Below are 18993 nucleotides of genomic sequence, written 5' to 3'. Positions count from 1 at the left end.
GGTCATTTCAGGCGCGCGCGGAGCAGGCAGAACTCGTTGCCCTCCGGGTCCGCGAGGACGACCCAGCTCTCCTCGCCCGTCTGCCCGACGTCGGCGTGCCGCGCCCCCGCGGCGAGGAGGCGCTCCAGCTCCTCCTCCTGGTCGCGATCGGTGGCGTTGACGTCGATGTGCAGCGGCAGCTTCCCGGCCTTCGCGTCGTCACTCCGGCTCAAGAGGAGTGTCGGCTGAAGCCCGCCGAAGCCCTCCCGGGGACCGATCTCGACGTCCTCGCCGTCCCGGTCCAGCACCACGAACCCCAGTACCTCGCACCAGAACGCCGCGAGCCCCTCCGGATCGCGGCAGTCGAGCACGAGCTCACTGATCCGACACGCCACAGCCCACCTCCAGATCCTCGTCGCGCAGCCGCGCCGCTCTTCGGTCCGGGCACGGGCGCTGCCCACCGTAGCGGCGCCGTCTTCCTCATGCCTACATCTGTGGTCGCGGGTCGGGCGCCTCGCGGTACCCCAGGAGTTGCGGTGCCGCCGGGGCGGTCGCGCCTTGCGGGGGAATGCCCTGGCCAGGCCGCGGTCTAGGCTGGTCGCATGGGTGGTTGGTCGGGGCTGAGCGGCCGGGCGGCGGACGAGGCCCTCGCCGGCGGCGTCCTGCTGCTGGTGGCCGCCGGCAGCCTCCGCTCGGTGATCGGCGCCCGCGAGGAGTCCTGGCCGGCCACCGCGCTGTCCTGGGGCCTCATCGTGGTCGCCTGCGGGGCGCTGTACTTCGGCCGCCGCCACCCGGTGGCGGTCGCGGGGGTCGTGGTGACGGCCACCGGCGTCTACTACGTCACCAGCGCGTACGACGGGCCGCTGATGATCGCGCCCATCGTGGCGCTGTACCTGATCGCGTCCGCGGGGCGGCTCCAGGCCGCCGTCGCCGTCGCCGCCCTGGTCGTCATCGGGACGGGGGCCGGGACGCTCGCGGGCAACGACGACGTCAACGGGGTCGCCGTGTTCATGCTGACCGGATGGGTGGTGGCGATGGTGGCGCTGGGCTGGGTCCGGCACAGCCGCCGGGTCTACCTGCGCGAGGCCGAGCGGCGCGCCGCCGGGGAGGAACGGCTGCGCATCGCCCGCGACCTGCACGATGTGGCCGGGCACCACATCTCGCTCATCAACGTCCAGGCCGGGACGGCGCTGCACCGCTTCCGGCGGGACCCGGCGCAGGCGGAGGCCGCCCTCGCCGCGATCAAGGAGTCGAGCCGGGACGCGCTGCGCGACCTGCGCGCCACGCTCGGGGTGTTGCGGCAGGCCGACGAGGAGGCGCCGACGGCGCCCGCGCCGGACCTCGACCGGATCGGCGAGCTGGTCGAGTCGGCGCGGGCGGCGGGGCTCACCGTCCGTACCCGCGTCACGGGCGACGCCGGGCCGCTGCCCGGCGGGGTGGAGCTCGCCGCGTACCGGATCGTGCAGGAATCGCTGACCAACGTGGTCCGGCACGCCTCGGCGGGGACGGTCACCGTGCGCATCGAGCGCGGGCCTCGGTCGGTCCTCGTCGAGGTCGCCGACGACGGCCGGGGCGCGGCCGCGGGCGCCACCGGCGGCGGCGTCCGCGGGATGCGGGAACGCGCCCGCGCGCTGGGCGGCGAGCTGACCGCGGGCCCGGGACCGGACGGCGGCTTCCTCGTCCGGGCGCGCCTCCCCCATGGGAACGGAGCTTCATGATCAAGGTTCTGCTGGCCGACGACCAGCGGCTGGTGCGCGCAGGATTCGGCTCCATCCTCGACGACGAGGACGACATCACGGTGGCCGGTGAGGCCGGGGACGGCGAGCAGGCCCTCGCCGCCTGCCGCGCGCTGCTGCCGGACGTGGCGCTGATGGACATCCGGATGCCCGGCATGGACGGCCTGGAGGCGACCCGGCGGATCACCGCCGACCGGCGGCTCGACGGCGTCCGGGTCGTCATCCTGACCACGTTCGACCTCGACGAGTACGTGTACGGCGCGCTGCGGGCCGGTGCCGCCGGCTTCCTGGTCAAGGACACCGATCCGCAGGAGCTGATCCACGCCGTGCGGGTCGCGGCGCGGGGGGACGCGCTGATCACCCCGTCCGTCACCCGCCGCCTGATCGCCGAGTTCGCCGGGCGGGTCAGGGCGCCCGCCCCCGGCCCCCGGCTGAAGGCCCTCACCGACCGCGAACGCGAGGTCATGCTGCTGGTGGCCGCCGGGCTCAGCAACGACGAGATCGCCGCCCGCCTCGTCCTCAGCCCGGCCACCGCCAAGACCCATGTCAGCCGCATCATGTCCAAGCTGGACGTGCGGGACCGCTCGCAGCTGGTCGTCCTGGCCTACGAGTCCGGCATGGTCAACCCGGGCTGGATGACCGGCGGGCCGCAACCGCCGGGGTAGGCGCGCCGCGGGCCCGCAACCGGCGGGGTAGGGCAGGTGCCCGCCGCAGGCCGATGCCGCGCGGCATGCCGTGACCCGAGGCTGGCCTGCATGAGCGCACGATCCAGACAGGCCACCGGCGCCTTCGTCGGTCTCCTCGCCGGCGGGGCCGCGGGCTTCTTCCTCACCGAGTCGGTCGCCGTCTTCTTCCATTTCGTCCTTGACCGCACGCTCGACGTGGAAGGCACCGGCATCCTGCTGGCGGTCTTCATCGGCGTGCCGATCCTGTGCGCCGTGGCCGGCGCCGTCGCCGGTGCGCGCCTCGCCGCACGCCAGGGGGGTTGACCGCCATGTCGTCGAACACGCGCACGGGCACGTTCGGCCGGCTGGCCTCCTGGTCGCAGCGCCACCGCTGGGGCGCGCTCCTGCTGTGGGTGCTGGCGGTCGCGGCGATCACGGCCGGCTCGCAGGCCGCGGGCGCCGCCTACCACAACGACTTCTCGCTGCCCGGAACCGATTCCCAGGCCGCCGCCGACCTGATGGAGGAGCACGGGTCGCTCCGGGCGGGCGCCACCGTCCAGATCGTTTTCAAGGACGCCCGGGGATTGAGCGGCGATCGCGCCGTCATCGACCGGATGCTGGAGAAGGTCCGCGAGCTGCCGAGCGTCGCCGACGTCCGCGCCCCCGACGCCGCCGCCGTCTCCGAGGACGGCACGATCGGCTACGCCACCGTCACCCTCGACGGCCCGGCCGAGGACGTACCGTCCGCGCACGTCACCGAGATCATCGATACCGCGAAGGCCGCGGGCGGGGACGGCCTGCGGGTCGAACTCGGCGGGGACGCCGTCCGGGGCGCGCAGGAGGGAGGCGGCGGAGGCGCCGAGGGCGCGGGGATGCTCGCCGCGCTGGTCATCCTGATCCTGCTGTTCGGCTCCATCGTGGCCGCCGCGGTCCCGCTGGTCACCGCCCTGTTCGCGGTCGGCGGCGCGGTCGGGCTCATCGCCCTGGCCTCGCACGTGTTCACCGTCGCCGACTTCACCCCGCCGATCATGATGCTGATCGGGCTCGGCGTCGGCGTGGACTACGCGCTGCTGATCTTCTACCGCTACCGGCACGAACTGCGCGGCGGCGCGGACCCGGCGGCAGCGGCTCGCGCGGCGCTGGACGCGGCCGGCCGGACGGTCTTCTTCGCCGGCTGCACCGTCATCATCGCCCTGCTGGGACTGATCGTGCTCGGCCTCGGCGCGCTTCAGGGGGTCGCCCTGGCGGTGGCGCTGACCGTGCTGGTCACCATGGCGGCGTCGCTGACCCTGCTGCCCGCGCTCCTCGCGGTGTTCGGCGGCCGCATCCAGCGGCAGGTCCGCAAGCGCGCGGACCGCTCCAGGGACGACGGCTGGCGGCGGCTGGCCGCGGCCGTGCAGCGCCGTCCCGTCCCCGCGCTGCTCGTCGCCGTCGCGGCCCTGCTCGCCCTGTCGGCCCCCGCCCTCGACATGCGGCTCGGCTTCGCGGACGCGGGCAACGACGCCCCGTCCTCCACCACCCGGCAGGCGTACGACCTGCTGGCGGAGGGGTTCGGCCCCGGCTTCAACGGGCCCCTGGTCATCGTCACCGAAGGCCCCGCGGCGCAGTTGCGGCCGACGCTGGAGCAGACCGGGGGCATCGCCGCCACCACCCCGCCGCTGCCGTCGAAGGACGGTGCGGTGTCCACCGTCATCGCCTTCCCCGCCACCGCGCCGCAGGACGAGGCCACCGCCGACCTCGTCCACACCCTGCGCGACGACGTGCTCCCCGCCCTCTCCCAGCGGACCGGCGCGGACTACCTGGTCGGGGGGCCCACGGCCGCCACCCAGGACTTCGCCGACTCGGTCTCGGAGCGAATGCCGCTGTTCGTGGCCGTGGTCGTCGGCCTGTCCGCCGTCCTCCTCATGGCGGTGTTCCGGTCGGTGCTGATCCCGATCAAGGCCGCGCTGCTGAACCTGCTGTCCATCGCCGCCGCGCTGGGCGCCGTCACCCTGGTCTTCCAGGACGGCCGGTTCGGCGCGCAGCCCGGCCCGATCGAGGCGTTCATCCCCGTGATGATCTTCGCGATCGTCTTCGGGCTCTCCATGGACTACGAGGTGTTCCTCGTCTCCCGCATCCACGAGGAGTGGGAGCGCACCGGGGATCCCGCGCACGCCGTCCGCGAGGGCCTGGCGGCCACCGGCAAGGTCATCACCGCCGCCGCCGCCATCATGATCGTCGTGTTCGCGGCGTTCATCCTGAGTCCCGGCCGGATGCTGCAGCAGTTCGGGCTGGGGCTCGCGGTCGCCGTCCTCCTGGACGCCGTGGTGATCCGCTGCCTGATCGTCCCCGCGGTCATGCAGCTGCTCGGCAGGTACGCCTGGTGGCTCCCCCGCCCCCTGGCGAAGCGCCTCCCGAGGGTCGCCCTGGAACGCCCGAGCTGAAGGCACCGGTCAGGCCAGGACGGTGCAGAGGGCGTCAAGGGCGGCCGGGTAGGCGCGGCCCTGCGGTGTGCTGTAGCCGATGATGAGGCCCTGCGGGCGTCCGGCGGGGTCCTGCCAGTGGTCGCGGAGGGGCATGAGGGCGAGGTCGAGGGCCGCCGCGCGGCGCATGATCTCGTCCTCTCCCGGGCCGCCGTCCGGGAGCAGGACGAGGGCGTGCAGGCCGGCCGCGACGCCCTGCACCCGGACATGCGGCGCGCGGGCGTGCAGCATCTCGACCAGGAGGTCCCGGCGGCGGCGGTAGCGCAACCTGGACGCGCGGACGTGCCGGTCGTAGGCGTGGCCGCCGATCAGGTCGGCGAGGACGAGCTGCCCCAGCGACTGGGTGTGGGCGTCGGTGACGCGCTTGGCCTCGACGACGGGCTCGACCAGGCGCTCGGGGAGCACCAGCCAGGCCAGGCGCAGCGCCGGGGCGAGGGTCTTGGACGTGGTGCCGGCGTAGACGACGTGGTCGGGGGCCGTCCCCTGCAGAGCGCCGACGGGCTGCCGGTCGAAGCGGAACTCGCCGTCGTAGTCGTCCTCGATGACCGTCCCGCCGGTGTCGCGCGCCCAGGCGGTGAAGGCCCGGCGGCGGTCGGGGTGGAGCGTCGCGCCGCACGGGTACTGGTGCGCGGGCGTCAGCACGGCCGCACCGGCTGGGCCGAGGGCATCGGCCCGCGCTCCCAGGTCGTCGACCGGCAGCGGGACGATGTCCGGCCCGGCGCGCCGGACGGTGACGCGGTGGAGCGGGTGGCCCGGCTCCTCCATCGCGGCGGCGGTGGTCCCGGCGCCGGCGAGGACGGCGGCGAGCAGCCCGAGGGACTGCGCGTAACCGGACGTGATCACGACCCGGGCGGGGTCGGCGTGGACGCCCCGGGCCCGGCCGAGGTAGCCCGCCAGTGCCTCGCGCAGTTCGGGACGGCCGCGCGGGTCACCGAGCGCGTGCACTTCGGGCGGCGCGGCCGTCAGGACGCGGCGGGTCGAGCGCAGCCACGCCGCGGAAGGGAACGCGCTGAGGTCGGGCCGTCCGGGCAGCAGATCATGCGCGGGGTTCCCGTGATCTCCAGGAAACGCCTGTCCGTGCGGGATGGGCGGAGCCGACGCAGACCGGGCCGTCGCGGAACCGGCCGACGTGCGGCCGTCCCCCCGCGCGGGTGGAGTGGCGTCCGGGCGGGCGACTTCCGCCACGCGCGTGGACGAGCCGGGCACGGCCGTCAGGTATCCCTCCGCCGCCAGCTGGTCGTACGCGGCGCTCACGGTGCCGCGTGAGAAGCCCAGTTCAGCGGCGAGCGCACGCGTGGAGGGCAGCACGGCGCCGGGGGCGAGCCGTCCCGTCGCGACGGCGGTGCGGAGAGCGCGTTCGAGGCCCGTCCGGCGGCCACCGGACGTGTCCAGATCCAGATGAAGATCGACCCCGGAACCGGACCGGTTTCTCGGCATGGAACTGGATCTTAATCCTGGGCCGGTCGAGCCTTACGTTCGCGGCATGATTGTTTTCGCCCAGTTCAGCGACACGCATCTCGACACAGGGGACGACCGGGCCGAGCGCGCGGCGCGGGTCATGGAGCATCTGAACGGCCTGCCGGTCGACGCCGTCCTGGTCACCGGGGACATCGCCGACCATGGCGAGCCCGCCGAGTACGAGCAGGCGCGCAAGGTGCTGGAATCCCCGCACCCGGTGCTGATGTGCCCCGGCAACCACGACGCCAGAGGGCCGTACCGGGAGGTTCTGCTAGACCGACCGCCAGGAGACGGGCCGGTCAACAGGGTCCACAAGGTAGCGGGCGCGCTGTTCGTGATGTGCGACTCCACGGTGCCCGGCGAGGATCACGGGTTCCTCGACGACGCGACCCTCGGCTGGCTCGACCGGACCCTCGCCGGGGAGCCGGGCACCCCGGCGTTCGTCTGTTTCCACCACCCGCCGGTGACGCTGAGCATCCCGTATGTGGACGGGATCCGGCAGTTCGGCGCGGGACGGCTGGCCGAGGTCATCGCGCGGCATCCGCAGGTCGTGGCCGTCCTGTGCGGGCACGCGCACACGGCGGCGGCCACGACGTTCGCGGGACGGCCCCTGCTCGTCGCGCCCGGGGTCGTCTCAACGCTCGTCCTGCTGCGGCCGGAGGGCGACATCGCCGACCATGACGCGCCCCCGGGGCTGGCGTTGCACGTCCTGGACGACGAGGCCCGCCTGACCACGCACTACCGCACCGTCTAGCGGCGGTCCGTCCAGGTTCGGGTGATCTCTTCGGCGGCGTCGCGGACGAGGGTCCGGTAGCGGCCGACGGCCTCGGGGGTGAAGCGGTGGCGGGGTGACGGCATGGACCCGTGCCCCGGCACGGCGACGCAGGGAGCGTGGCAGGCTGGTCGGTGCGGTCAGAAACGGGCTGCGGCGCGGTATCGAACAGGAGTGGAAGTGGAGCATCTCGGCATCCTCGCCCACAGCGCGGAAGGCGCCGCGTTGTACTTCCGGGCCTTCTGCCAGGAGGGTTTCCGTGAGCTGGGTCCCGACGACCATCCCGACGTGACGCTCGACCTCATCGCGCCGGCGCGGAGCATGCCCGCCTGGGACGCCGGAGACCACGACTCGATCCGGGTGACGCTGGCCGAGAGCGTCCGGTCTCGCCGCTGCCCACGCTCGACTCCACCCGCCTGCTCGCACGCGCCGCCTTCGACGTGGCGGTGGGCCGCCGCCCCCTCCCCGCATGGCGCGGCGGACACTTCGACCGGCGCTGAAACGAACCGTCCCTAGATTCGGGGACGTGGAGAACACAGATCTGCTCGTCACCGGGCACGCCGACGTCACGGCCGTCCTGAGCGACGCCCGCTTCGCCGTCCCGCCGGCCCCGGGCGGCGCCCGCCCGCACTCGCTGGCGTGGCTCCGGCAGACGGTGTGCCGGTTCAGCGAGGGCGCCGACCATGCACGGCGCCGCGCCATCGTGGTGGACGAACTGGATGCCATCAGCCCTGATCACCTGCGGCTTCGCGCCCGGGACCGCGTCCTGGCCGGGGACGGCCCGGAGCGGGTGCCGGTCATCGTGCTCGGCGAGGCCCTCGGCGTCACCGACCTCGGCACGCTCGGGGACGCCGTTCCCGTCGCCGCGTCCGGTTACCTCACCGGCGAGGGGCGGAGCGGCGCGGACGCGGCCGTCGCGACGCTCGTCCGGCTCCTCGGCCCGGGTCCGGACGAGCGAGTCGCGGGCCGCGTCGCCGTCCTCGTGCAGGCGTGCGAGGCGACCGCCGCGCTCGTGCGGGCGACGCTGCCGTACGCCCGGCGCCCGGAGTTCCGCGGCCGGCCCGTCGACCGCGTCGTCGCCGAGACGCTGCGGTTCGACCCGCCCGCCCCGGTCCTGCGCCGCGTCGCCGCCGAGGGCGCACGGCTGAACGGCCGCGCGATCCCCCGGGGCGCCGTCGTCACGCTGGACCTGCGGGCCGCCAACCGGGACCCGGACGTGTTCGACGAACCCGGCCGTTTTGATCCTGACCGGCGGGAACGTCCCCATCTGACGCTCGGCGCGGGCCGGCGGCCGTGTCCCGGCGGCGGCCACGCGCTCCATCTGGCCGCCGGTGTGGTCGAGGCGGTCCTGCACGGAACGGAGGACGGCCGGTGAACTTCCACGAACTGCACCACGGTGACCGTCCGCTGGTCCTGCCGAACGCGTGGGACTTCGCGAGCGGCGCGGCCCTCGTCAAGGCCGGGTTCCCCGCGATCGGGACGACCAGCCTCGGCGTCGCGGCGGCGGCCGGGAAGACCGACGCGGCGGGCGACACCCGGGAGGAGACCCTCGCGCTCGCCCGCGTCCTGTCCCGCCTGCCCGTGCCGGTCACGGTCGACATCGAGGGCGGGTTCTCCACGCGGGTCGCGGACGTCGCCGAACTCGTCACCGAACTGGCCTCGTGCGGGATCGCCGGGATCAACCTGGAGGACGGGCGGTCCGACGGTACCCTCGCGCCGCTCGACCACCAGACCACCGTCATCGCCGCGGTGAAGCGGGCCGCGCCGCAGGTGTTCCTGAACGCCCGCACCGACACGTTCTGGCTGGGCGACCCGGACCGCGACGAGACGCTGCGGCGGGCCCGCGCCTTCGCGGAGGCGGGCGCGGACGGGGTCTTCGTCCCGGGGATCGTGGACGACGCCGACATCCGGGCCGTCCTCGACGCGGCGGACGTCCCGCTGAACGTCCTGTTCATGCCGGGCAAGACCGAGTACTCGCGGATGGACCGCCTCGGCGTGCACCGCCTCAGCACCGGTTCGCAGCTGTTCCGGAAGGCGCTGCAGGCCACCGTCACCGCGGCCCTCGGCGTCGCGGGCGGAGACGGCGATCAACCCGCGCCCTCGTACGGGGACGTCCAGGAACTCGTCCGGCCCTAGTGCCCGGTGATCCTGTCGGCGACGCGGGCCAGGACGGACGTGCTCGGGGACGGTGAGGACGACTCGCGGGCGTCGGCGGCGCGGTAGAGGCCGTACATCGCGTGGACGCCGAGCCAGCGCAGCGGTTCGGGTTCCCAGCGGCGGACGCGGCGGTCCACCCACGGCAGCGCCGTGAGGTCGGTGTCGTGCCGCAGGACGAGGTCGCGGAGGGTGCGGCCGGCGAGGTTGGCGGTGGCGACGCCGTGGCCGGTGTAGCCGCCGGCGTGGCCGAGGCCGGTCGCGTGGTCGAGGACGACGGTCGAGCACCAGTCGCGGGGCACGCCGAGGACGCCCGACCACGCGTGGGCGACGCGGCCTTCGCCGGCGACGGCGGGGAACATCGCGGTCAGCGCCGTCCAGAGGGCGTCGATCGTGGACGGCCGCGTCCGGCCGCCTTCGTCGATGCGGGAGCCGTACCGGTAGGGGCGGCCGCGGCCGCCGAACGCGATGCGGTCGTCGGCGGTGCGCTGCGCGTACATGTAGTAGTGCGCCATGTCGCCGAGGAGTTCGCGGCGTTCCCAGCCGATCGTCTTCCACGTCGTGTCCGGCAGCGGCGTGGTGACGATCATGGAGCTGTTCATCGGGAGCCAGTCGCGGCGGTGGCCGGGGAGCCCGGCGGTGAAGCCCTCGGTGGCGCGCAGCACGTACTCGGCGGTGACGGTGCCGAACGGTGTGACGGCGGCGGCCTGGACGCCCGCGCGGCGCGGGTCGATCCGGACGACGGGCGTCCCCTCGTAGATCGGCACGCCGAGGCCCCGGACGGCGCCGGCGAGGCCGCGGACGAGTGCGGCGGGCTGCACGCGGGCGCAGTGCGGGCTCCACGCGGCGCCGGTCGCGCCCTCGACGCGCAGCCGGTCGTCGCGTTCGCCGGCGGGCAGCGGGACGAGGTCGGCGTCCGTCCAGCCCCAGTTGTGCGCCTCGTCGACCAGCGCGGCGAGGCGGGCGCGCTGGGCGGCGTTGCGGGCGACGTGCAGCACCCCGCCTTTGACGAGGCCGGCATCGACGCCCTCGTCGGCGGCGACGCGGGCGACCTCGTCCACCGCGCCGAACATGGCGCGCTGCAGCGCGATCGCGGCGGGACGGCCGTGCTCGGCGGCGTAGCGCTCCCGGGACCCGGCGATCTCCCCCAGCACCCAGCCGCCGTTGCGGCCGGACGCCCCGAACCCGGCGAATTCGCGTTCCAGCACGATGATCCGCAGGCCGGGGCGGGCGCGTTTGAGGTAGTAGGCCGTCCAGAGCCCGGTGTATCCGGCGCCGACGACGCACACGTCCGCGGTGCGCGGCCCCGGCAGCCGGGGGCCCGGCTCGGGACGCCCGGCCGCCCGGTGCCAGTGGGAGACCCCGCCATTGCCGAAGCCGGGGGCGAGGGGCGCGCGACGCAACGAGGAGCTCATGCGCTCATAGTGCTGGATTCGGCACCAAAATCAACAGCAGGCAACGGATTCTAGGGAACGGCATCGACAATTCGACGGGATCCGATCCAGCGGGAGCGGTCCGCCGCATAGTAGGCCGCGCCGTCGGGGCCGCCCGCCCCGTCCGGCCGGCGGCGCATCCCGAGCTGCAGCGCGATCTCCGCCGACGCCGGGTTGGCCATGTCGATCTCGGCGGTGACGCGGTGCACGCCGACCACCCCGAACGCGTAGTCGAGCACCGCGCGGGACGCCTCGGCGGCCAGGCCCTGGCCCCACCGGTCCGGCTCCAGGCTGTAGAGGATCTCCACGTCCACGCCGTGGCCGAGCGGCCCGTCGTGGTGGCTGAGCCCGGCCACGCCGATCAGCGGCCCGCCCGGCGCGGTCCCGTCGATTCCGGCGGTCCGGTGGGCCGGGCGCAGCGCCCACAGCCCGTAGCCCTCGGTGGCGAAGTCCCGTTCGCTGGCGTCGATGATCTCCGTCACCTGGACGGCGGAGATCATGCGGTCGGCGAACAGGTGGCGGCGGACGAGCGGGCCCGTCCAGTGCGTCAGCAGCGCGCCGTGGTCGCGCATGGTCACCGGATGCAGCACGAGCCGGACCGTGCGCAGGACCTCAGTCATCCCCGTCCTCCGCGGCGGGCCACCCGGGCGGGGTCTCGCCGTCCGGGACGCCCACCCGGAACACGCGCAGCTGAAGCGCCAGCGCCTTGTAGTAGCCGACGAGGGTGACCAGCTCGACGACGGCGGTGCGCCCCAGCGTGGCCGCCGCCTCGGTGAACACGGCGTCGCCGAGGTCGTTCTCGGCGACGAGCTGCCGCGTCGCCTCGTAGACGACGCGTTCGCGGACGTCGGCGAGCATGGGGGCGCGGCCCTCGCGCAGCGCGTCCATCTCGTCGTCGCCGAGGCCAGCGCGGCGCCCGATCCGCTCGTGCGCGTACCACTCGTAGTCGGACCGGAGGTGCGCGGCGACGACCAGCGTCGCGATCTCCCGCTCACGTTTGGTGAACGCGGTGCGGAAACGCAGCGCGACGCCCAGGTCCTGGAGCGGCAGGCCCACGGACGGGCTGTAGAGCATGGCGTTGAACGGGCCGTGCAGGCGGCCCGACTCGTCGGCCATGCCGAACGGCGGCGTGCGGCCGGTGGCGCGCGGGCCGCCGGTCAGGGCCTCGTAGACGGTTCGTTGCTCGTCGCTGAGCGAACCGGGCAGCAGCAGAGGGAGCCGGGTCGTGGAGGGACCGGGCGGAGGTCGGTCGTTGACAGGCTCACCGCTCACGGGGTCGATCACTCACCGCACGGTAGGCGGTCGGCCCGGGCCGCTCAAGTCCCGTCCGCTATGTGAAACCCCTGGCACACGCTGACGTAGCGGTCGCGTAACACACGTCGGCGAACCTGGTCGCCGACCGCATCGCAGACGGACGGGCCCCGGCCCGCGAAGGGAACGTTCCAATGCCGTTGCTGCGCATCCGCACCGCGATCGAGGACCGACCCGGCCGCCTGGCCCTGCTCACCGCCGCACTCGGCCGGCGCGGCGCCAACATCCTCGGCCTGTCCGTCCAGATGGACGCCGACGGCGTGGTGGACGAGTTCATCGTGGACGTCCCCCGCGGCGGCGCCGACGCGCGCGACCTCGCCGAAGCACTGGGCGCCGCGGGCGGGACCCGCACGGCCGTGCGGCCCGCCCGCCCGCACGAACTGGTGGACGAACCGACCCGCGCCCTCGTCCTGGCGTCCCGGCTGCGCACCGAGCCGCACGCCGTCCCCGCGGTCCTCGGCGAGCTGCTCCGCGCCGACGAGGCCGCCTGGGCGCCCCCCGGCCGAGACGGGACCGGCCCGGACGCAACAGACGCGTGCGTCCTCACCGTCCCGGTGGGGCGCGGCCGCTCCGTCCGTCTCCGCAGGTTCGGCCTGCCGTTCACCACGACCGAGGCGGCGCGCGCGGACGCGCTGGTCAGGGCCGCGCTGCCCGCCGGACCGCGGCGTCCCGCGTCCCACCGCGTCGTGCTCGGCGACGGCACGCGTGCCGTCGTCCGGCCGATCCGGCCGCGCGACGGCGACGCCGTCCGCGCCCTGCACGAACGCTGCTCGCCCGGCAGCCGCCGGATGCGGTACTTCAGCCCGAAGCCGTACCCGCCGCGGCGGGCGATCGAGCGGTTCTGCGACTCCGCGTACGGCCTCACGCTGGTCGCCGAGGGGCCGGACGGGTCGCTGCTCGCCCTCGCGCACCTCATCCACGTCCTCGACCCGGGCGTCGCCGAAGTCGCGTTCCTGGTCGAGGACGGCTGGCAGGGCCGCGGCCTCGGCCGTGCCCTCGCGGACCTCCTCATCGCGCTGGGCCGGGACCGCGGCGTCGTGGAACTGCGCGCGACGGCGCTGAGCGAGAACGCGCGGATGCGGCGCCTGCTGACCTCGCTCGGCGGCCGGACCCGGCGCACCGCCGACCCCGCCGTCGTGGAGATCCGGCTCCGGCTGGACGGCCGCCCGGCAGGCCCCGGCACGCTGGCAGGATGGCCGGGTGACCGGCATCTATGACGATCCCTGGGCGTACGAGCTGGCGTGCTCGTTCCGTGACGTGCCCGCCGAAGTGGACGTGCTGCTCGGCTGGTGCGCCGAGCACCGCCCGGCCGGGCGGCCCGGGACCGTGCTGGAGCTGGCCGCCGGGCCGGCCGAGCACGCCCGCGAGTTCGCCCGCCGCGGCCTGGCCGCGACCGCGCTCGACCTGAACCCGCAGATGTGCGCCTACGCCGCCCGCGAGGCCGCGCGCGCCGAGGTCGAAGTGGAGGTCGTCCAGGACGACATGACCCGGTTCGATCTGGGCCGCCGGTTCGACCTCATCGTGACGATGCTCGACTCCACGTCGCACCTGATGACCCTGGACGCGTTCGTCGCGCACCTGCGCCGGGCCGCCGCGCACCTGTCCCCCGGCGGCCTCTACATCGTCGAGATGTCCCATCCCCGCGACCGGCTGGGCGACGAGCCGACCGTCAGCACCGGCTGGACGGTCGAGCGCGGCGGTGTCCACGCCAGTGTGCGCTGGGGCGAGCCGGGCGACCGGCTCGACCCGGTGACGCAGATCGCCGACGACCACGTCACGGTGACGATCACCGGGGACGGCGACGTCGTCGCCCCGGGCAACGGCGATGCACGGGTGCTGCGCGACGTCGTCCCCTACCGCTTCTGGACGGCCACCGAACTCGACGCCGCGATCCGCCTGGCCAGCGGCCTGGAGGTGGTGGCGCAGTACGGCGACTTCGGAGCCGGAGCGGACACGGTGGCCCTCACCGACCCCGAAGCCTGGCGCATGATCACGATTCTGCGCGGCGCCTAGGGCGTGGACGTCCAGCCCGGCATCGGATAGGACGCGAGAAACTCCCGGATCTGGGCGGCGACCCTGTCGACGACCGTCTCGTCCCCCTTGGCGGCGGCCTGCACGACCTCGTCGATCCAGGCCGCGACCCGCGGCATCTGCGCCTCCCCCAGCCCGCGGGTGGTGATCGCGGCGGTGCCGAGCCGCAGGCCGGACGGATCGAACGGCTTGCGCGGGTCGAACGGGACCGCGTTGTAGTTCAACTCGATCCCGGCGCGGTCGAGGGCCTGCGCGGCGGGCTTGCCCGCGATGCCCTTGTTCGTCAGGTCGATGAGGATCAGGTGGTTGTCGGTGCCGCCGGAGATCAGGTCGTAGCCGCGTTCCAGGAGCGCCGCCGCGAGGGCCCCGGCGTTCGCGACGATCTGCCGCGCGTACCCGGAGAAGTCCCGCTGCGCGGCCTCCCGCAGCGCGACGGCGATCGCGGCGGTGGTGTGGTTGTGCGGGCCGCCCTGCAGGCCCGGGAACACGGCCTTGTCGATCGCCTTCGCGTGCTCGGCCGTCGACATGATCATGGCGCCGCGCGGTCCGCGCAGCGTCTTGTGCGTGGTCGTGGTGATCACGTCGGCGTGGCCGACCGGGGACGGGTGCGCGCCGCCCGCGATCAGGCCCGCGATGTGCGCGATGTCGGCGGCCAGCACCGCGCCGACCTCACGGGCGATCTCGGCGAACGCCGGGAAGTCGATCGTCCGCGGGATCGCGGTGCCGCCGCACCAGATGAGCTTCGGCCGCTCCTTGAGCGCCAGGTCGCGCACCTTGTCCATGTCGACCCGGCCGGTGTCGGCGCGCACGTCGTACCGGACGGGGTCGAACCATTTGCCGGTGGCCGACACCGACCAGCCGTGCGTGAGGTGGCCGCCCATCGGCAGCGACAGGCCCATCACGGGGTCGCCGGGCTCCAGGAACGCCATGTAGACGGCGAGGTTGGCGGGCGACCCCGAGTACGGCTGGACGTTGGCGTGCTCGACGCCGAACAGTTCCTTCGCGCGGCCGATGGCCAGCAGCTCGATCGGGTCGACGTTCTGCTGGCCCTCGTAGTACCGCTTGCCCGCGTAGCCCTCGGAGTACTTGTTGGTCAGGACGGAGCCGGTGGCCTCAAGGACGGCCGGCGACACGTAGTTCTCCGAGGCGATCAGCCGGATCTTCTCGTACTGGCGGCGGGCCTCGGCCTCCACCAGCCCGGCGACCTCGGGGTCCCGGCCCTGCAGATGGGAAATGGACGTTTCGTGCATCGCGAGCCTCCGCGCTGTTCGCGCCGGGACTTTCGGGCGCCCCGGCGAAGGGGACCCGTACACCCAGGCGCGCGGCGTGCGGACTACTTTCGCTCCCCGGTGGTCGTCTCCACCTTGACTGCGCCAGTCGCGTGGACGCCATCATAGCGAGCCGCCGCCCTCCCGCGCGGCGGCCGCGCCGGGAACGAGACGACGAACAGCCCGCCCAGCAGGAGCAGCGACCCGGCCGCGACCGGCGCCGACATGCGCTCGCCGAGGACGACGATGGCCAGGCCCGCCGCCACCAGCGGCTCGGCGAGGCTGAGCGTCCCGGCGGCCGCCGCCGTCACGCGGCCGAGCCCGGTGACGAAGCACATGTACGCGGCGGCGGTGGCGGCGATACCGAGCCAGGCCACGAGCGCCGCCGACCGGGGAGCCGCGAGGGCCGGCAACTCCGTCAGCGTCCACGGCAGCAGCGCCGATCCCCCGGCGAGCAGCGTCACCGACACGGCGGCGGCCATCCCCACGTCCCGCCCGGTGAGGACCTTGGCCGACACGGTGTAGACGCCGAAGCACGTCCCGGCGACGAGGCTCAGCGCGATCCCGGCGGGATCGGCCTCGACGGCGGAGCCGGGGACCATCAGCAGCGCGACGCCGCCGATCGCGCAGGCCGTCCCCGCCCACCAGCGCCGGCTCAGCCGGGAGCCCAGCACCAGCCGTTCGCAGAGCCCCGTCGACACCGGCGCCAGCCCGAACACGACCGCGGTCGCGACGGCCGCGCCCGTCCGGTCGACCGAACTGAAGAACGCCGCCTGGAACGTACCGGTGGCCGCCGACGCGGCCGCCAGCGGCGCCCAGGTCCGCCGCGAGAGGGCGAGGAACGCCCGCCGGTTCGTCACCAGCACCAGCGCGGCGAGGATCAGGCCACCCGAGAGGATCCGGGCCCCGCCGACCGCCACCGGGCTCGCGGACGACCCGGCCATCACCTGCGCCGGGCCGACCGTCCCCCAGAGCACTCCCGCGGCGAGGACCAGCAGCGTCCCAGATGATTTGTTTCGTCGGTCCATACCCGCAACGCTAAAAGAAAATGCGGATATAGAGCCGCTCAGCCGTCGTTCATACGGCCAGGCAGGCTGTACCCGTTAATCGTTCACCATGGATGCCCGAAACCTGAAATCAGGTGTAGGACGTTCGGCCCTCATGCCGCTCCGCCAACGGAAGTTCGGCCTGCTCCACGGGCTGGACGTAGTCGTAGACGACCGTGGTGCGCACGTCCACGAACTCCTTGCGCCGCGCCAGCCGGTCGAGCACGAAGTCACGCAGATAGGCGGTGCTCGGCACCGCGACGTGAACGAGCAGATCCTCATTGCCCGTCACCACGAACACTCCGATGGCCTCGGGCATCGCGGCCATGCTGTCGCGCGCCGACTCGATCGCCTCGCGCGACTGCGGCCGGATCCGGATCGAGATCAGCGCCTGCACGCCCCGGTCGAGCCGCTCGAAGTCGACGGCGGCGTGGAATCCCGTGATGACGCCACGGGAACGCAGCGCACGCGTCCGCTCCAGCGCCGTGGACGGCGCGATCCCCACCGCCTCCGCCAGCTCCCGATTGGTCTGCCGCCCGTCCCGCTGCAGCCGCCGCAGGATCGCCTGATCGACCGCGTCCATGGTCTCCCCTCTCGAAACGCCGCCCGGACGCCGAACTCTCACGCGCGAAACGCGCCCGGACGCCCCATCCCCCGAAGAATATTCGACCAGGACGCGGAGAGTTCGAACCGCCGCCACAACGCCGCGACGACCCGAACCACCGCGATGATCGCGCAGCGGACCGCAACGCGAGCCGCCTCCAAGGCCCGAAGGAAGAGAAAGTCCGAACAAGCAGGCGATTTCGCCGATGCCGTGGGGCCCGGGATGTCCCGACAATGGGCGGCTCACAGTTTCCGGTGGCGCGGGTCTCCGCCGGACGGGGAGTCGAGGTCGACCTTGAGCGGAGCACATCGCGGGAACGGCGGGCGCCCACGGCGGCGGGTGCGGCGGGCCGCCGCGGTCACGGGCGTGGCGCTCGCGGCCGTGCTCGGCACCTCGGTGTACGCGCTGTCGGAGGCCCAGGGGTGCTCCGGCCCCGTGCTCGGGCTCGACGTCGCGGTCGCCCCGGAGATCGCCGGCGCGGTGTCGGCGGTGGGCGCGGACTTCAACCGGCGGGAGCACCGGGCCGGGGGCGGCTGTGTGCGGGTCACCGTGCGGGCCTCCGGACCTGCGGGGGTGCAGGCGCTGCTGGCGGGACGGATTCCGCGTGACGCGGGCGTCCGGCGGCCGGACGTCTGGGTCCCGGACTCGTCGCTCTGGCTGCGGATGCTCGACCGGCCGCCCGTCGCCGTGGGCGGCGCCCTCGCGCGCTCGCCGCTGGTGGCGGCCCTTCCGCGGGCGGAGGCGGGCCGGGTGAGCGGGTCGTGGGAGGACCTGCTGGGCGCGGCCGTACCGGGATCGGAGGGGTCCCGCTCCTTCCGGCTGACGCCGGCGGACCCCGCCCGGACGGGCGCGGGGATGATGTCGCTGCTGATCGCCCACGAGCTGTACCGGAAGTCGGACGGGTCCTTCGCCACGTTCGCGCGCTCGGTGCGGGGGGCCGCCGCGCCCGATGTGCGGGGGCAGTTCGACGCGTTCGGGAAGGGCGCGGACGGGCGTGTCCCGATCCTGCTGACCCCCGAGCAGGCGGTGTGGGCGCACAACCATGGTGAGCCGCCGATCCCGGCGGAGGCCGTCTATCCCCGTGACGGCACCCTGCACCTCGACTTTCCGCTCACGCTGATCGACGACGGGCCCGCGGGACGGCTGTTCGCGCGGACGCTGCGCACCGACCGGGCCCGGGAGATCTTCCGCTCGCACGGATTCCGGGACCCCGACGGGGAGCCGCCGGCGGTGTTCGCCGAGGCCGACGGGGTGGAGGCGTGGCAGCCGCCGAACCTGCCCGGCCCGGACACCGCGGAGGTCCGGCGGGTCGCGCAGGCGTGGGCGCGGCTGGCGCTGAGCTCACGGATGCTGTCGGTGATCGACGTGTCCGGGTCGATGGCCCTGCCGGTCCCGGGCGCCCGCCTCACCCGCCTTCAGGCGATCGCCCAGGCGTCGCAGCGGGGACTGGCGCTGCAACCCGACGACACCGAACTCGGCCAGTGGGTCTTCTCCACGCGGATGGACGGCGACCGGGACTGGCGGGAGACCGTGCCGATGGGGCCGCTCGGCCGGCGGATCGGCTCGGCGACCCGCCGCCAGCGGATCCTGAGCACCCTCTCCTCGCTGCGCCCGAAGCCGGACGGCGACACCGGCCTGTACGACACGCTGCTGGCCGCGGTCCGGTACATGCGCGAGACCCACAAACCCGAAATGATCAACACGGTGCTGGTGTTCACCGACGGCCGCAACGAGGACCCGGACGGGCCGGCGCTCGCCGCGACGCTGACCGCCCTGCGCAAGGGACGCGACCCGGCCCGGCCCGTCCAGATCATCGTGATCGGGTTCGGCCCGGACGTCGACACCGGTGAACTCGGCAAGATCGCCGAGGCGACCGGCGGCAGCGTCTACACCGCGCAACGCCCGCAGGACATCCTGCGGATCTTCGGCCAGGCCACGGCCCGCCGCCTCTGCGCCCCCGACTGCTGACGCCCGCTGACACGACGGTCCCGGCGGCGTCACTGATCGCCGGTCACCACATGCACGGGCTCCCGCCTGTGATGGCACGGGAGCCCGTTCCCTCGAAGGTCATCGA

At 74.2% G+C, this 18993-nt stretch carries 18 protein-coding genes, 1 pseudogene and 1 riboswitch; of the genes and pseudogenes, 11 read left to right on the top strand and 8 right to left on the bottom strand.

Annotation, left to right across the window (positions count from 1 at the left end):
• Window positions 1-2: 2 nt before the first annotated feature.
• Complete coding sequence (locus tag ACTWPP_RS35000; RefSeq protein ID WP_443108695.1) at window positions 3-374, bottom strand: VOC family protein; 372 nt, start codon at window positions 372-374, stop codon at window positions 3-5.
• Window positions 375-581: 207 nt separating this feature from the next.
• On the opposite strand from ACTWPP_RS35000, the gene ACTWPP_RS34995 reads away from it, so the two are divergent.
• From ACTWPP_RS34995 to ACTWPP_RS34980, 4 genes are all read left to right on the top strand, one after another.
• Window positions 582-1697: a sensor histidine kinase gene (locus tag ACTWPP_RS34995; protein WP_443108694.1), complete on the top strand. Its 1116-nt coding sequence runs from the start codon at window positions 582-584 to the stop codon at window positions 1695-1697.
• On the top strand, window positions 1694-2380 hold the full coding sequence (locus tag ACTWPP_RS34990; protein WP_443108693.1) for a response regulator: 687 nt from the start codon (window positions 1694-1696) through the stop codon (window positions 2378-2380). Before ACTWPP_RS34995 ends, ACTWPP_RS34990 begins: the two co-directional genes overlap by 4 nt.
• A gap of 90 nt (window positions 2381-2470) precedes the next feature.
• Window positions 2471-2704, top strand: coding sequence for a hypothetical protein (locus ACTWPP_RS34985; RefSeq protein ID WP_443108692.1), 234 nt, complete (start codon window positions 2471-2473; stop codon window positions 2702-2704).
• A gap of 5 nt (window positions 2705-2709) precedes the next feature.
• Window positions 2710-4803 (top strand): MMPL family transporter, encoded by a 2094-nt coding sequence (locus tag ACTWPP_RS34980; protein WP_443108691.1) that lies wholly within the window; start codon window positions 2710-2712, stop codon window positions 4801-4803.
• 9 nt (window positions 4804-4812) lie between these two features.
• Here ACTWPP_RS34980 and pdxR read toward each other — a convergent pair whose 3' ends face one another.
• Entirely contained in the window at window positions 4813-6279 is a 1467-nt protein-coding gene (gene pdxR, locus ACTWPP_RS34975) for a MocR-like pyridoxine biosynthesis transcription factor PdxR (RefSeq protein ID WP_443108690.1), read from the bottom strand.
• Between the two features lie 46 nt (window positions 6280-6325).
• On the opposite strand from pdxR, the gene ACTWPP_RS34970 reads away from it, so the two are divergent.
• The 4 genes from ACTWPP_RS34970 (at window position 6326) to ACTWPP_RS34955 (ending at window position 9208) form a co-directional block, all read left to right on the top strand.
• Entirely contained in the window at window positions 6326-7054 is a 729-nt protein-coding gene (locus ACTWPP_RS34970) for a phosphodiesterase (protein ID WP_443108689.1), read from the top strand.
• A gap of 192 nt (window positions 7055-7246) precedes the next feature.
• Window positions 7247-7588, top strand: a complete 342-nt coding sequence (locus ACTWPP_RS34965) for a hypothetical protein (RefSeq protein ID WP_443108688.1) — start codon at window positions 7247-7249, stop codon at window positions 7586-7588.
• Window positions 7589-7598: 10 nt separating this feature from the next.
• Window positions 7599-8447 (top strand): cytochrome P450, encoded by an 849-nt coding sequence (locus ACTWPP_RS34960; RefSeq protein ID WP_443108687.1) that lies wholly within the window; start codon window positions 7599-7601, stop codon window positions 8445-8447.
• Window positions 8444-9208 carry an isocitrate lyase/PEP mutase family protein gene (locus tag ACTWPP_RS34955; protein WP_443108686.1) on the top strand — a complete coding sequence of 255 codons (765 nt, stop codon included), beginning with the start codon at window positions 8444-8446 and terminating at the stop codon, window positions 9206-9208. Before ACTWPP_RS34960 ends, ACTWPP_RS34955 begins: the two co-directional genes overlap by 4 nt.
• On the opposite strand, the gene ACTWPP_RS34950 is transcribed toward ACTWPP_RS34955, so the two are convergent.
• Genes ACTWPP_RS34950 through ACTWPP_RS34940 form a run of 3 tightly spaced genes read right to left on the bottom strand, consistent with a single transcriptional unit; the run spans window position 9205 to window position 11943 of the window.
• Window positions 9205-10641: an NAD(P)/FAD-dependent oxidoreductase gene (locus tag ACTWPP_RS34950; RefSeq protein ID WP_443108685.1), complete on the bottom strand. Its 1437-nt coding sequence runs from the start codon at window positions 10639-10641 to the stop codon at window positions 9205-9207. The two genes, ACTWPP_RS34955 and ACTWPP_RS34950, sit on opposite strands and share 4 nt — an antisense overlap.
• Window positions 10642-10691: 50 nt before the next feature.
• A complete protein-coding gene (locus ACTWPP_RS34945; protein ID WP_443108684.1) occupies window positions 10692-11279 on the bottom strand; it encodes a GNAT family N-acetyltransferase in 588 nt (195 codons plus the stop codon).
• On the bottom strand, window positions 11272-11943 hold the full coding sequence (locus tag ACTWPP_RS34940; protein ID WP_443108683.1) for a carboxymuconolactone decarboxylase family protein: 672 nt from the start codon (window positions 11941-11943) through the stop codon (window positions 11272-11274). The genes ACTWPP_RS34945 and ACTWPP_RS34940 overlap by 8 nt, the downstream gene beginning before the upstream one ends.
• A 161-nt stretch (window positions 11944-12104) precedes the next feature.
• On the opposite strand from ACTWPP_RS34940, the gene ACTWPP_RS34935 reads away from it, so the two are divergent.
• On the top strand, window positions 12105-13187 hold the full coding sequence (locus ACTWPP_RS34935; RefSeq protein ID WP_443108682.1) for a GNAT family N-acetyltransferase: 1083 nt from the start codon (window positions 12105-12107) through the stop codon (window positions 13185-13187).
• Window positions 13171-13983: a class I SAM-dependent methyltransferase gene (locus ACTWPP_RS34930; RefSeq protein ID WP_443108681.1), complete on the top strand. Its 813-nt coding sequence runs from the start codon at window positions 13171-13173 to the stop codon at window positions 13981-13983. The genes ACTWPP_RS34935 and ACTWPP_RS34930 overlap by 17 nt, the downstream gene beginning before the upstream one ends.
• On the opposite strand, the gene glyA is transcribed toward ACTWPP_RS34930, so the two are convergent.
• The 3 genes and pseudogenes from glyA to ACTWPP_RS34915 all read right to left on the bottom strand — a co-directional run bounded on the left by glyA (window position 13980) and on the right by ACTWPP_RS34915 (window position 16898).
• A complete protein-coding gene (gene glyA, locus ACTWPP_RS34925; RefSeq protein WP_443108680.1) occupies window positions 13980-15251 on the bottom strand; it encodes a serine hydroxymethyltransferase in 1272 nt (423 codons plus the stop codon). The genes ACTWPP_RS34930 and glyA overlap by 4 nt on opposite strands.
• Before the next feature lie 54 nt (window positions 15252-15305).
• A riboswitch (ZMP/ZTP riboswitch) is annotated at window positions 15306-15392 on the bottom strand.
• A gap of 104 nt (window positions 15393-15496) precedes the next feature.
• A pseudogene (locus ACTWPP_RS34920) lies at window positions 15497-16297 on the bottom strand (DMT family transporter); the annotation flags it as partial.
• Window positions 16298-16406: 109 nt separating this feature from the next.
• A complete protein-coding gene (locus ACTWPP_RS34915; RefSeq protein WP_443108679.1) occupies window positions 16407-16898 on the bottom strand; it encodes an Lrp/AsnC family transcriptional regulator in 492 nt (163 codons plus the stop codon).
• Between the two features lie 315 nt (window positions 16899-17213).
• On the opposite strand from ACTWPP_RS34915, the gene ACTWPP_RS34910 reads away from it, so the two are divergent.
• Window positions 17214-18887, top strand: a complete 1674-nt coding sequence (locus tag ACTWPP_RS34910; RefSeq protein WP_443108678.1) for a substrate-binding and VWA domain-containing protein — start codon at window positions 17214-17216, stop codon at window positions 18885-18887.
• The last annotated feature ends 106 nt before the right edge of the window (window positions 18888-18993 follow it).

The sequence above is a fragment of the Actinomadura sp. 3N407 genome (assembly GCF_052245875.1).
Taxonomy (GTDB): Bacteria; Actinomycetota; Actinomycetes; order Streptosporangiales; family Streptosporangiaceae; genus Spirillospora.
This window is presented reverse-complemented; position numbering and strand designations above follow the sequence as displayed.